Origin of the sequence: Rhodococcus sp. NPDC060090 (genome assembly GCF_042729855.1) — a bacterium.
In the GTDB taxonomy this organism is placed as follows: Bacteria; Actinomycetota; Actinomycetes; order Mycobacteriales; family Mycobacteriaceae; genus Rhodococcus.
Window position 1 is genome coordinate 97,051 of the sequence record NZ_JBHWXB010000007.1, and the last position, 12,245, is coordinate 109,295.

The window sequence follows — 12,245 nt, forward strand, 5'->3', positions numbered from 1 at the left end:
TCAATTATTACCCTGGGTTCATGGCCCGCACCGTCGACCCCGAACTCCAAGCGCAACGCCGCAACGCGATCACCGACGCGGCCGCCGCACTCTTTGCCGAACACGGCTACGAAACAACCCCTGTCACCGCAATCGCGAAGGGTGCCGGTGTCAGCTCCGGCACGGTCTTCCACTACTTCGGCGATAAACGCGGCGTCTTCCGAGCGATCTTCGAGCGCGACCTGCCCGAATCCCGAGCGATGGTCGAACGCTATCGCGACGCCCCGGATCCGCTGGAGGCGATTCTCGACATGGTCGCCGAGCTCGTCGGCCCCGCCTCCGACCCGCTGGCCGCAGGCCTCGTGGTCGAGGTGATCCGGCAGGTGGGGCACGACCCGCAACTCGCGACTGTCCTCGAGGAAGAGGATGCCCTCGTGAACGAGGGACTGATACAGCTTCTTCGTCGGGCCCACGGCCGGGTCGACCCCGCGCTCGATCCTGTCGCGACCGCCACCTGGATCCGGGCGATCACAGACTCGGCATTCCTCTACGCCGACAATCCGGCCGCCACAGCACCTGTAGACACCATGCGGACGGTCATCCGCCGCTATCTCACCGGACATCGAGGAGAGAGCTCATGACGATGATGCGTGACGATGCAACGAAGATCTCGGTCTCCTGGACGATCCCCGCCATCGTGGCGGTGGCGTGCATCCTGGTCGGCATCGGGCTCGGCTTCGCCGCTCCCCCGTTCTGCCGCTGGGCGGTAGACACCCTGCCGTCGGTCCCCGGACCGGTCGAACTCCTCGCGGAGCTCACCACCGCGTGGTCGTTGCCGATCCTGACGGTTCTCGGGATCGTGGGGGGCGTCGTCCTCGCCATGATCACCCTCAGCGAATCCCTCACCGTCACCGTCGATTCCGATGGCGCGCTCCTCGAGCAGGACGACGACGAGCTGTATGTTCCGCGAACAAAGGTCGCCGGTGTCCACCTCGACGACAAAGACCTCGTCCTCACCGACACCACCGGGCGCGAACTCGCCCGGCGCGGCACCGGTGATCTCGACAGGGCCGCCGTCGGCCGCGCGTTCACCGGGCACGGATACCCCTGGACCGAGAAGTCGATTCACGGTGGCGAGTTCTCTCGGTGGGTCGACGGTGACCCCGCCCTCGACGGCGAGACGCACGGACTTCTGCGCGAGCGACGCCATGCGCTCTCCCACAAGGAGACGAACACTGCAGAGGAACTGCGCAACAAGCTGCAGGCCGGCGGCATCGTAGTGCGCGACCGCGACAAGCGTCAGGAATACCGTCGAGTGCAATAACGAGGCCGTGTGAAACGAACCGCAGCACAACAACGATCGACTACGCTGCCGAGATGACACGAGTTCGGGTGAACGTCGACAATTTCGTCCGCGCAGAGACCGATCGGATGTTTGCCGATCTCCAGCACGACGCCGGAGGGATCAATACCCTCATGCACAATCGAGAGCCCGCTGCAGTCGAACATCAAACCGTGATTCGGATGAATCGCGACACCCTCTACAGCTTTGCGATCGTCGACGTCTCGGGCGGGGCGGTCGTCACTGTCCCCGAATCCGGAGAACGCTACGTGTCGGTGATGGTGGTCGACCAGGATCACTACGTCGACCGGATCTTCCACGACCCGGGTGAGCACCGACTCGCGACCGGCGATTTCCCGACAGCGTATGTCGCTGTCGCAATCAGAATTCTCGTCGACCCTGCCGATTCCGACGATGTACGCGCAGTCGCTGCACTGCAGGATCAGTTCCGCATCGACGCAGGATCGTCGACTCCGTTCGTTTCACCGGATTACGACCGAAAGAGCATGGACGAGACGCGCGACGCGCTGCTCGCGTTGGCGCGGAATCTCACCGACTTCGACCACACGTTCGGCACCAGAGATACTGTCGACGAAGTCCGGCACCTGATCGGTACTGCAGCAGGCTGGGGTGGGCTCCCGACCGAGGAGGCCGCGTACATCGGCGTCGATCCCCGACTTCCGGTCGGCGAGTACCAACTGACCGTGCGCGATGTGCCCGTCGATGGATTCTGGTCGATTTCGGTGTACAACGCGGACGGGTTCTTCGAGCCGAACGAACACCACGCGTACAGCGTCAACAACATCACCGGTGTCACCGACGAGGACGGTTCGGTCACGGTCCGATTCGGCGGGGATCCGCAGCAGGACAACGCACTTCCCATTACCGATGGCTGGAACTACCTCGTGCGCCTGTACCGCCCACGTGCGGAGATACGCGACGGCCAGTGGACGTTTCCCGCCATCACCACGCCGAGCTGACCCGATGCCGGGGACATGAACGGCCGTGAACACGCAGACCCCCGCTCCCGGAGGAGCGGGGGTCTGCGTGACACCGTACGTCAGTGCTCGACCGGGCAACCACCGGACGTCTTGTAGTCGACCTGGAACTCCTTGATGCCGTTGAGCCACCCCGACCGCAGTCGATGCGGGTCGGAGATCTTGCTGATATCCGGAATGTGGTCGGCGATCGCATTGAAGATCAGATCGATCTCCATGCGAGCGAGGTTCGCCCCGAGGCAGTAGTGCGCTCCTGTACCGCCGAATGCAAGGTGCGGGTTGGGGTCCCGGAGAATGTCGAACTCCCGCGGGTTCTCGAAGACCTCTTCGTCGTTGTTGGCCGACGCGTACAGCATCACGACGCGGTCGCCCTTCTTGATCGCCTGACCGCCGAGTTCGGTGTCTTCGAGCGCGGTGCGCTGGAACGAGATGATCGGAGTAGCCCAGCGGATGATCTCGTCTGCGGCGGTCTTCGGGCGATCACGCTTGAAGATCTCCCACTGCTCGGGATTGTCGAGGAATGCCGCCATGCCGTGGGAAATTGCGTTACGGGTGGTCTCGTTACCCGCGACCGCGAGCACGATGAAGAAGAAACCGAATTCCTCGGGCGCGAGTTCGTCGCCGTCGATGTCCGCTTCGATGAGAGCGGTGACGATGTCGTCGGCCGGGTTCGCCTTGCGCTCGGCGGCCATCTGGTACGCGTATCCGAGGACCTCCATCGAGGCCGCTGCCGGGTCTGCAGTGTTGTCGGGATCGTCGTACCCGGTCATCTGATTGGACCACTCGAAGATCTTCGCGCGATCGTCCTGCGGCACCCCGATGAGATCGGCGATGGCCTGCAGCGGCAGCTCGGCCGCGACCTGGGTGACGAAGTCGCCCCCGCCTTCCTGGCAGGCTTCGGCAACGATCTTCTTTGCCCGCGAGTCCAATTCGTCGCGCAGGCCGTTGATCGCGCGGGGGGTGAAGCCACGCGCGACCAGCTTGCGCAACTTAGTGTGCTCGGGAGCGTCCTTGTTCAGTAGGACGTGACGCTGAAGTTCGATGGCCTCGCGCGGCATGTCGTCGTTGAACCGCGGAATCGCGGTGTTCTCCCAGTTGGAGAACACATCGCTCCGGCGGGAGACCTCGCGCACTTCCTCGTGGCGGGACACGACCCAGAAGCCCTCGTCGTGGAAGCCGCTGACATCCGGCGACTTCTTGTTCCACCAGACCGGTGCCGTCTTACGCAGTTCGGCGAATTCTTCGAACGGCATACGCTCCGCGAAAAGATCGGGATCTGTGAAGTCGATGCCTTCGGGGATGTTGGGCTGTGCCACCACTGAACCTCTCCTGCCCTTGCGCGGTAACCCGCGCTGTAATGTGGAACACGTTCTAGAATCATTGAAGCACAGCACACGCGACACGCCAAGGAAACCGTGCTTCCGAACAACGAGACCACCTCTTGCACCACTCGATAACCTGTTCTATTTTCCGAGGTAGGAACGCTGCCCCGCGAGGGCGCACAGAAAGGAGCCCGCTGTGGGCACACCCGTCATCGTCGAGGCCGCACGTACCCCGATCGGCAAGCGGGGTGGATGGCTCTCGGGCCTCCACGCCGCCGAGATCCTCGGCGCAGCGCAGAGCGGACTGATCGAACGGGCCGGAATCGATCCGGCACTCGTCGAACAGGTCATCGGCGGCTGCGTCACCCAGGCCGGCGCCCAGTCGAACAACATCACCCGCACCGCCTGGCTGCACGCCGGACTCCCCTGGCAGGTCGGTGCCACCACGATCGACTGCCAGTGCGGCTCCGCGCAGCAGGCGAACCATCTGATCGCGGGCCTCATCGCGACCGGCGCCATCGACGCCGGAATCGCATGCGGTGTCGAAGCAATGACGCAGGTGCCGCTCGGCGCCAACGTCGGCGATCAGGCCGGACCGCGCCGCCCCGAGTCGTGGAACATCGACATGCCGAACCAGTTCGAGGCCGCCGAACGCATCGCCCGCCGCCGCGGCATCACCCGCGACGACGTCGACGCCCTCGGCGTGCGCTCCCAGCAGCTCGCGAAGCAGGCGTGGGACGAAGCCCGCTTCGAACGTGAGGTCCTGCAGGTCGTCGCGCCCGTGGTCGACAAGGAAGGCAACCACACCGGCGAGAAGCAGACCGTCACCCGCGACCAAGGTCTGCGCGACACCTCACTCGAGTCCATCGGCAAGCTGAAGCCCGTGCTCGACGGCGGCATCCACACCGCGGGCACCTCGTCGCAGATCTCCGACGGCGCAGCCGCGGTGCTGATCATGGACGAGGACAAAGCGAAAGCTCTCGGGCTGAAGCCGCGCGCACGCATCGTCTCGCAGGCGCTCGTCGGCGCTGAGCCCGAGTTCCACCTCGACGGCCCGGTGCAGGCGACGTCGAAGGTGCTCGAGAAGTCCGGCATGAGCATCGGCGACCTCGATCTGTTCGAGGTCAACGAGGCATTCGCGTCGGTGCTGCTGTCGTGGGCACAGGTCCACGGACCCGACATGGACAAGGTCAACGTCAACGGCGGCGCGATCGCACTGGGCCACCCGGTCGGGTCGACAGGGTCGCGGCTGATCACGACAGCGCTGCACGAACTCGAGCGGCGCGACGCCTCGACGGCGCTGATCACCATGTGCGCGGGCGGCGCGCTCGCCACCGGCACCATCATCGAACGCATCTGATCATGGGCAGCGAGGCGGCCCCGAAGGGGCTCGATTCGAAGACGACGTCGTCGATCATCAAGTGGATGTCGCGCGGGAACGTGGCTCTGTATCGGGCCACCCGTGGCCGCCTCGGTGGAAAGTGGCGGGTGGGCAGCGCATTCCCGTGGGGAATCCCGGTCTGCCTGGTCACCACCACGGGCAGGAAGACCGGACAGCCGCGGACCGCTCCACTGCTGTTCCTGGAGGACGACGACAAGGTGCTGTTGGTCGCATCCCAGGGCGGTCTGCCGAAGCACCCTCTGTGGTTCCACAACATCGTGGCGAATCCCGAGGTGACGGTCCAGATCCGATCGGACATACGTCAACTGAAGGCGCGCGTCGCCACCGAGGCGGAACGCGCACTGTACTGGCCGAAACTCACGGCAATGTATCCGGATTTCGACAACTATCAGTCGTGGACCGATCGCGTCATCCCCGTGGTCGTCTGCGAGTGACGTCACCTTCCCGCGTAGCGCCGCGAACGGCGATACTGGGAAGCGCATTGTCCATGCTCTCGAGAGGGGATGTCACGCGATGGCAACCACGAATCACGACCAGGTCCTCGATCGCCGCGAGGTCGCGGCCGCACTGCTGCGCGCACTCGAACGCCGTCACGAGGTGCTCGACGCGATCGTCGAGAGCAATGATCGGGCCGCCGCCATCGCCGCGATCGGGTCGATCCTCGACACCACCGATTTCTGCGCGGAGGCCGTACTCGCGCTTCCGCTGGGTCGTCTGACGAAGGCGGAGCGCAAGAAGATCCGTGCCGAACTGGACGATCTCGACGCGGTCGTGAAGTGGACGACGGATTCGCGCCCGTACGCGACCGGCGAGCATTTCCGGTTGCGTCCGATCAGCGAGGATTCCGCCGACACCGAACTGTTCAAGGCACGCTGCGCCGAACAACTCGGCGACGGCAGCGACGAGGCGGTGGAGAGGGAACGCCGCAAGGGCGCTGCACTGATGGACGACGAGTCGGGAATGTGGCTCGTCGCGGAAGACCTGTCCGGCGAGGAGCCGAAGAAGATCGGTTTCGCGTTCGGTGAGCTCAGCGGCAACGAGGTGGAAGTGCGGATCTGGGTTCGGCCCGAGGCCCGCAAGCAGGGCTACGGCACCGCCACGCTCAAGCAGGCCCGTACCGAACTTGCGGCCTACTTCCCCGGTTCGACGCTGATCATCCGCACACCCGCATAAGCGCAGCGAGGCGGCCGATGCGCGCTTCTGGTCGCCGGGGGCAACCAGAAGCGCGCATCACGGGTCTATGCGCCGTAGACCGGGGTCGGGGGCTCCGACGAGGAGATCAACTTCTCGACGACCGGCCCGAGCTCCTTGGGATCCCACCGGTCGCCCTTGTCGACGACCTCGCCGTGGCGCCAGCCGTCGGCCAGCGACACCTTGCCACCTTCGGTTTCGAACACGCGGCCGGTGACATCCTTCGATTCACTGCTGCCCAGCCACACGACGAGCGGCGAGACGTTCTCGGGTGCCATCGCATCGAATCCTTCTTCGGGCGCGGCCATCATCTCGGCCATCGCTCCGCCTGCGCCGACGGTCATCCGGGTCCGGGCGGAGGGTGCGATCGCGTTGACGGTGACGCCGTAGCGACCGAACTCGGCGGCAGCCTGGATCGTCAGTGTCGCGATACCCGCCTTGGCGGCTGCGTAGTTGCCCTGGCCGATGCTGCCCATCAGGCCTGCCCCGGAGCTGGTGTTGATGATGCGGGCGTCGACCGGATTACCGGCCTTCGACTCGGCACGCCAGTAGGTCATCGCGTGCCGCATCGGCGCGAAGTGGCCCTTGAGGTGCACGCGGGTCACCGAGTCCCACTCTTCTTCGCTCATGTTCGCGAGCATGCGGTCGCGCAGGAAGCCTGCGTTGTTGACGAGCACGTCGAGGCGACCGAAGTTGTCGAGCGCGGTCTTGACGAGGTTCTCGGCGCCGGCCCAGTCGGCGACGTCGTCGCCGTTGACGACGGCTTCGCCACCGGCCGCACGGATTTCCTCGACGACGAGTTCGCCCGGGGATTCACCGGTCGCGGAGCCGTCTCCACCGACACCGATGTCGTTGACGACGACCTTGGCGCCCTCGGCGGCGAAGGCCAGAGCGTGGGCACGACCGAGCCCACGCCCGGCACCCGTCACGATGACGACGCGTCCGTCCAGCAATCCACTCACTTTGTCTCCTTCGTTCGGGCCGCTGCCATGTAGGCAGGGCGTTCACCGCCGCCGTGGACGGTCAATGTCGATCCGCTGACGTACGCCGACAGCGGCGAGGCCAGAAATGCCGCGCAGTTCCCGATGTCGTCGGGGCTGGCCAGACGCCCCAGCGGGACGGTCGCGCCGACGGCGGCGATCCCGTCGTCGTCGCCGTAGAACAGGTGCGACTGCTCGGTGTTCACCATGCCCACCACCACCGAGTTGACGCGCACCTTCGGCGCCCATTCGACGGCGAGAGATGCTCCGAGACTGTCTATTCCGGCCTTCGCTGCACCGTATGCGGCGGTGCCGGGCGACGGGCGCGATCCGCTGACGCTCGAGATGTTGACGATCGATCCGCCGCCGTCCTGCGTCTGCATGACCGCGTTCGCGGCCTGCGCGACGAGCAGCGGCGCGAGCAGATTGAGCTCGACGATCTTCGCGTGGAACTTCGGGCTCGCATCGGCAGCAAGCGCATACGGCGACCCACCGGCATTGTTGACGAGCGCGTCGAGGTGTCCGTGTCGCTCGACGATGGCGGCCACCATGGCGTGGACCTGGTCGGCGTCACGGACGTCGCACGCGAGGAACTCCGAGGCTCGGCCGTCCACCTCGACCGCTTTCTCCGGCTCGTTGCGCGCGCAGGTCACCACTGTGGCGCCCGCACGAAGGAACGTTCTCGTGATGCCCGCGCCGACTCCTCTCACACCGCCGGTGACGAGTACGACTGCGCCGTCGAGTCCGAGATCCATCCTGCCTCCGGGTCTTCTCCATGGCCCCGACTGTGGGCCGACCCCAACTTACCAAGCAATCGCTTGGTTTGGTACCGCGGGCCGGGAAACCCACCACGGCTAGCGGCCGTGTGGCACATCGCAATTATTTCTGGAACACGTCCTAGTTCGCGGCGTCGGATACTGCCGTTGGCTCAGGCCGAGCGCGGGCTCAGTTCGACGAGCAGCAGATCGCAGCTACGCCGGATGTCCGTCTCCGCCTCGGCGGCGGTCGAGCGGCCGTTGAGGTACGAGATGATCACCCCGTACCAGAGCATCGAGAGCAACCGCAGCAGGTCCTTGTCCTGCTCGGTCGGTTCGGCGATGCCTGCAGTGCTCAGCAGAATCTTCTGGAACTGCGCTTCGATCTTGACCGTGTCGGGAACCGCGGATGCCACGGCTGCACTGTTGGACTGCAGCATGGCCAACGCGAGCGACGGATACTCGACGAGTCTGCGTGTCATCGCAATCAATGCGTCGCAGATCGCGTCCTGCACCGGCACGTCTCGGGTGCGGACGGGCGTGTATCCGCCGAACCGCTCGAGCCGATCCAGCATCACCCCTGCGAACAGGTGGGTCTTCGACGGGAAATATCGGTAGAGCGTGCCGATCGCGACACCGGCGCGCTTCGCGACCTCGGTCATCTGCACCCGCGGCAGGTCGTACTCGGTCGCGAGATGAGCCGCCGCGTCGAGAATGCGCTCGTGCCGGTCGCGCTGTTCGGCCGACGTGGGTTCGGCCCCGTCTCGCGCTACCCCAATTCTGGGCATCGAGCACTCTCCCTTCCGTGACGGATTACAACGATTCTCCCATCGAGGTGGCGGCGACACTCACCACGCCCCACAACTCCCGCCCACTGAGATGAAACGCCGGCTGCGGCACCGACTCGGAAGAAATGGCCGAGAAGTCCGCTGAGCGAGAATTCGGCACGGTCGCGTACCGCGGCGTCCATACATTCATGGCACGCGAACGTCGCCGGATCGAGGCGACCCGAGATGAATCGGAGTTGAGGCGCATGTACACCCAGACACGGACGCAGGTCCTCGCACCAGAACCTGAGCTCCCCGGCGCCCTCGACATGCGCAATGCGATGGGCCGCTTCGCCACCGGAGTCACCATCGTCACCGGCCTCGACGAGGACGGGCCGGTCGGCTTCGCCTGCCAGTCGTTCGCGTCGGTGTCACTCGAACCGCCACTGATCCTGTTCTGCGCCGATCACCGGGGTCGTGCTTGGCCGCGGATCCGCCCGACAGGACGCTTCGCCATCAATGTGCTGGGTGAAGAGCAGTCCGACCTGTGCGGGCGCTTCGGTTCGTCACGGGGCACGAAGTTCGACGGTCTCGACTGGGAGGTCTCGCGGTGGGACACCCCGTCGCTCCCGGGTGTCCTCATGCGTGCGCACTGCGAGGTCCACGACGTGCATACCGCCGGCGACCACGACGTCGTGATCGGCCGGGTCCTGGAACTCGAATGCCTCGACGACGACCGGCCCATGGTGTTCTACCGAGGTGCGTTCGGTCTCGACAACTGACGACGGTGCGGGCCGTCCGACCGACGGCCCGCACCCGCTACGAAGTCCTCTACGAATTGGCGGCGTGGATGCCTGCGCGGCGCCCGAAGAAGCTGCCGTCGCCGAGTGAGATCCCACTGCAGTAGCCGAACGCAGACAGCCCCGACGTGCACCGTCCCGCCGCGTACAGACCCGGGATCGGAGTGCCGTCGACGTGGAGGACCTCGGAATCGACCGTGGTCCGCAGCCCACCGAGAGTGAACCCGCCTGTGTTTCCGCGGAGGTCGATCGCCGCGACAGGCGAGCCGATCGGCGCGACCCATTCGGGCTTCTTGCCCAGCACCGGATCCGAGCCTCCGGCCGCGTGCCGGTTGTACATCTCCACCGTCGAGGTGAGAGATCCTGCAGGCAGGCCCATTTCGCCTTCGAGTTCGTCAACCGTCTCGCACACCCACGTCGGCTGACGCTTGAGCTGAGGGCTCGAACTCGGCGCCGCCATCCCTTCCTCGTACGACTTCTGGTCGATGACGAGAAACGCCTGATTGTCGTTCTCGAACAGTGTGAGCTGGCCGATCCGGCCCGGGTAGGTGTCTTCCTGGACGTACCGCTGGCCGCGACCGTTGACCAGGATCCCGCGGGCCATCAACTGCGGGTCACAGAAGAACGCGACCTCGCACGCATCCATGTGCGCGAGACCGGCTCCGAGCGCCTGTGCGACGAGGATGCCGCGTCCGTCGTGCTCCTCGACCGTCGCGGCAGGTCGCTTGTACAGGCGCGGGGCGTAGGCCTGCATCATCTCGTCGTTGTATGCGAACGACCCGGTCGCGAGGACGACACCCTTACGGGCACGGACGGCGACCTGCTTGCCGAATCGGGTCGTCACGAGTCCCACGACCCTGCCGTCGGCGTCGGTGACGAGACGCTGCATCCGCACATCAGTTTCGATGCGGACGCCGAGTTCTCCGGCCTTCTCGATGAGCGTCGTCATCAGGACGTAGCCGGCGCCCTGCTCACCGTTGCGGGGCATCGGCACCTGCGCGAGATGTCCACGCGGCGCGGGGTCCACGAGTGTCGAGAACGGAGCGGCGTTCTCGCCGCCGCTGTACATGAGCGAGTCATCGTTCGGGATCTCCCAGCCGGGCTGGTTCCAGAACCCTTCCTTGTAGGGCACGCCACACGCTTCGAGCCATTCGAAATGCGCGACACTTCCGTCGCAATAGGCGTCGAGTTTCTTCTCGTCGACGCCCGGCCCGAGGGCCGCGGCGAGAAAGGTCTTCATGTTCTCGGGGGTGTCGTCGATGCCGCACGCCTTCTGCAGGCGGGTGCCGCCGCCGAGGTAGACGATGCCGCCGGACAGCGCCGCGGCTCCTCCCCCGCCGCCGGTGCGTTCGAGCACGAGGACGTCGGCTCCGCTCTCGGCCGCCCCGATCGCCGCGGCGACACCGGCAATGCCGAATCCCGCGATGACGACGTCGGCTTCGTGGTCCCAGGATTCGATGCTGTCGGCCGGCACCGGCCGGACATCCGAGTTACTCAAAGAGACACTCTCTTTCGTTCGAGGGTAGTTCACTTCGGTCAGATCAGGTTGTCTTCGACCGGAAGCCCGAACGCGGCCCGACCGTACTGAGCCAGTGCACGTTCCGGCTCGTTGGCGACGTGCACGCTTCCCGCGTGCGCGTCTCGCCAGGCACGTTCTACGACGTTTCCCAGGAACAACGAGGAGCCGCCTGCCGTCTTGAACAACAGGTCGATCGCCTCGACGGCGCGTTCGGTTGCCCGCACCTGGTCGCGGCGGGCACGCGCGCGCAGCATCATCGGGATCTCCCGGCCGTCGACGGCGTGCTCCCACAGTTCGCGCAGGTTGCGGTTGGTCTGCAGGATCGCGGCGTCGATCTCCGAGGCGGCGCGTCCCACCGACGTCTGCGCGAAGGGGTCGTCGACGAATCGTCCACCACCCAAGCTCAACCGGACACGTTCGCGCATCGAAGCGAGGTAGTGCTCGTAGCAGCCCTCGACCACCCCGACGACGGGCATGCTCACCGTCGTGCCGAACAATGCACCGAACGGGAGCCGGTACAGGGGTCCGGTGTTGACCTTCTGACCGGGCCCACGCAGGTTCGCGGTCTCGAAGTTGCTCTTGACCCGGTACTCCGGCACGAACGCTCGGTCGACGGTGATCTCGTTGCTGCACGTCCCGCGCATCCCGACCACGTTCCACACGTCACGGATCCCGTAGTCGGTGCGTGGCACGAGCACGGTCATGAAGTCGACTGGCCGGCCTTCCGGCCCGGTGACGACGGCACCGAGCAGCGCCCACGAGGCGTATTCGCAGCCCGAGGAGAACATCCAGGTGCCGGACAGTTCATAACCGTCGTCCACCGGGGTGAGCTTCCCGACCGGTGCGTACGCCGAACTCACGAGCACCGACGGATCGTCGCCCCACACGTCGTGCTGAGCTCGATCGTCGAACAACGCGAGGTGCCACGGGTGGACGCCGAGCACCGAGGTGACCCACCCGGTCGAACCGCACACCGCGGACACTGCCCGCACCACCTCGTAGAACCCGACCGGGTCGGTCTCGTCGCCGCCGTAGCGACGCGGCTGCAGCATCCGGAACACCCCGGCCGACGCGAGAGCATCGACAACGACGTCCGGGACCCGCCGGGCCTCGTCGATGGTCGCGGCCCTGGCGGCGATGTCCGGAAGCAACGCGCGCACGGCGGTCAGTACGTCGTCGTTGCTCATCTC

At 65.8% G+C, this 12,245-nt stretch carries 13 protein-coding genes; 7 read left to right on the top strand and 6 right to left on the bottom strand.

What is annotated here, in order from left to right:
- Positions 1-20 precede the first annotated feature (20 nt).
- From ACFWCF_RS11550 to ACFWCF_RS11560, 3 genes are read left to right on the top strand one after another with little or no spacing between them, the layout of a single operon-like run.
- Positions 21-620, top strand: a complete 600-nt coding sequence (locus ACFWCF_RS11550) for a TetR/AcrR family transcriptional regulator (protein ID WP_378561084.1) — start codon at positions 21-23, stop codon at positions 618-620.
- Entirely contained in the window at positions 617-1,303 is a 687-nt protein-coding gene (locus tag ACFWCF_RS11555; protein WP_378561087.1) for a hypothetical protein, read from the top strand. Before ACFWCF_RS11550 ends, ACFWCF_RS11555 begins: the two co-directional genes overlap by 4 nt.
- A 53-nt stretch (positions 1,304-1,356) precedes the next feature.
- A complete protein-coding gene (locus ACFWCF_RS11560) occupies positions 1,357-2,301 on the top strand; it encodes a DUF1254 domain-containing protein (protein ID WP_378561090.1) in 945 nt (314 codons plus the stop codon).
- A gap of 80 nt (positions 2,302-2,381) precedes the next feature.
- Here ACFWCF_RS11560 and ACFWCF_RS11565 read toward each other — a convergent pair whose 3' ends face one another.
- Positions 2,382-3,635 carry a cytochrome P450 gene (locus tag ACFWCF_RS11565; protein ID WP_378561093.1) on the bottom strand — a complete coding sequence of 418 codons (1,254 nt, stop codon included), beginning with the start codon at positions 3,633-3,635 and terminating at the stop codon, positions 2,382-2,384.
- 202 nt (positions 3,636-3,837) lie between these two features.
- On the opposite strand from ACFWCF_RS11565, the gene ACFWCF_RS11570 reads away from it, so the two are divergent.
- From ACFWCF_RS11570 to ACFWCF_RS11580, 3 genes are all read left to right on the top strand, one after another.
- On the top strand, positions 3,838-5,001 hold the full coding sequence (locus ACFWCF_RS11570) for a steroid 3-ketoacyl-CoA thiolase (protein WP_378561096.1): 1,164 nt from the start codon (positions 3,838-3,840) through the stop codon (positions 4,999-5,001).
- A 2-nt stretch (positions 5,002-5,003) separates the two neighbouring features.
- A complete protein-coding gene (locus tag ACFWCF_RS11575; protein WP_378561099.1) occupies positions 5,004-5,477 on the top strand; it encodes a nitroreductase family deazaflavin-dependent oxidoreductase in 474 nt (157 codons plus the stop codon).
- Positions 5,478-5,556: 79 nt separating this feature from the next.
- Positions 5,557-6,216, top strand: a complete 660-nt coding sequence (locus ACFWCF_RS11580) for a GNAT family N-acetyltransferase (RefSeq protein WP_378488989.1) — start codon at positions 5,557-5,559, stop codon at positions 6,214-6,216.
- Between the two features lie 65 nt (positions 6,217-6,281).
- On the opposite strand, the gene ACFWCF_RS11585 is transcribed toward ACFWCF_RS11580, so the two are convergent.
- The 3 genes from ACFWCF_RS11585 to ACFWCF_RS11595 form a co-directional block, all read right to left on the bottom strand.
- Entirely contained in the window at positions 6,282-7,196 is a 915-nt protein-coding gene (locus ACFWCF_RS11585) for an SDR family oxidoreductase (protein WP_378561104.1), read from the bottom strand.
- A complete protein-coding gene (locus tag ACFWCF_RS11590) occupies positions 7,193-7,969 on the bottom strand; it encodes an SDR family oxidoreductase (protein WP_378561107.1) in 777 nt (258 codons plus the stop codon). The genes ACFWCF_RS11585 and ACFWCF_RS11590 overlap by 4 nt, the downstream gene beginning before the upstream one ends.
- Positions 7,970-8,142: 173 nt before the next feature.
- Positions 8,143-8,757, bottom strand: a complete 615-nt coding sequence (locus ACFWCF_RS11595) for a TetR family transcriptional regulator (protein WP_378561110.1) — start codon at positions 8,755-8,757, stop codon at positions 8,143-8,145.
- 308 nt (positions 8,758-9,065) lie between these two features.
- On the opposite strand from ACFWCF_RS11595, the gene ACFWCF_RS11600 reads away from it, so the two are divergent.
- Positions 9,066-9,518: a flavin reductase family protein gene (locus ACFWCF_RS11600; RefSeq protein ID WP_378489118.1), complete on the top strand. Its 453-nt coding sequence runs from the start codon at positions 9,066-9,068 to the stop codon at positions 9,516-9,518.
- A gap of 49 nt (positions 9,519-9,567) precedes the next feature.
- Here the strand turns inward: ACFWCF_RS11600 and ACFWCF_RS11605 are convergent, their stop codons facing one another.
- Entirely contained in the window at positions 9,568-11,034 is a 1,467-nt protein-coding gene (locus tag ACFWCF_RS11605; protein ID WP_378561113.1) for an FAD-dependent oxidoreductase, read from the bottom strand.
- Positions 11,035-11,072: 38 nt separating this feature from the next.
- Entirely contained in the window at positions 11,073-12,242 is a 1,170-nt protein-coding gene (hsaA, locus tag ACFWCF_RS11610) for a 3-hydroxy-9,10-secoandrosta-1,3,5(10)-triene-9,17-dione monooxygenase oxygenase subunit (RefSeq protein ID WP_378561116.1), read from the bottom strand.
- Between the last annotated feature and the right edge of the window lie 3 nt (positions 12,243-12,245).

Coding starts and splice junctions, on each gene's coding strand:
- ACFWCF_RS11550 (WP_378561084.1), top strand. CDS start 21: ATGGCCCGCACCGTCGACCCCGAACTCCAAGCGCAACGCCGCAACGCG.
- ACFWCF_RS11555 (WP_378561087.1), top strand. CDS start 617: ATGACGATGATGCGTGACGATGCAACGAAGATCTCGGTCTCCTGGACG.
- ACFWCF_RS11560 (WP_378561090.1), top strand. CDS start 1,357: ATGACACGAGTTCGGGTGAACGTCGACAATTTCGTCCGCGCAGAGACC.
- ACFWCF_RS11575 (WP_378561099.1), top strand. CDS start 5,004: ATGGGCAGCGAGGCGGCCCCGAAGGGGCTCGATTCGAAGACGACGTCG.
- ACFWCF_RS11580 (WP_378488989.1), top strand. CDS start 5,557: ATGGCAACCACGAATCACGACCAGGTCCTCGATCGCCGCGAGGTCGCG.
- ACFWCF_RS11590 (WP_378561107.1), bottom strand. CDS start 7,969: ATGGATCTCGGACTCGACGGCGCAGTCGTACTCGTCACCGGCGGTGTG.
- ACFWCF_RS11595 (WP_378561110.1), bottom strand. CDS start 8,757: ATGCCCAGAATTGGGGTAGCGCGAGACGGGGCCGAACCCACGTCGGCC.
- ACFWCF_RS11600 (WP_378489118.1), top strand. CDS start 9,066: ATGCGCAATGCGATGGGCCGCTTCGCCACCGGAGTCACCATCGTCACC.
- hsaA (WP_378561116.1), bottom strand. CDS start 12,242: ATGAGCAACGACGACGTACTGACCGCCGTGCGCGCGTTGCTTCCGGAC.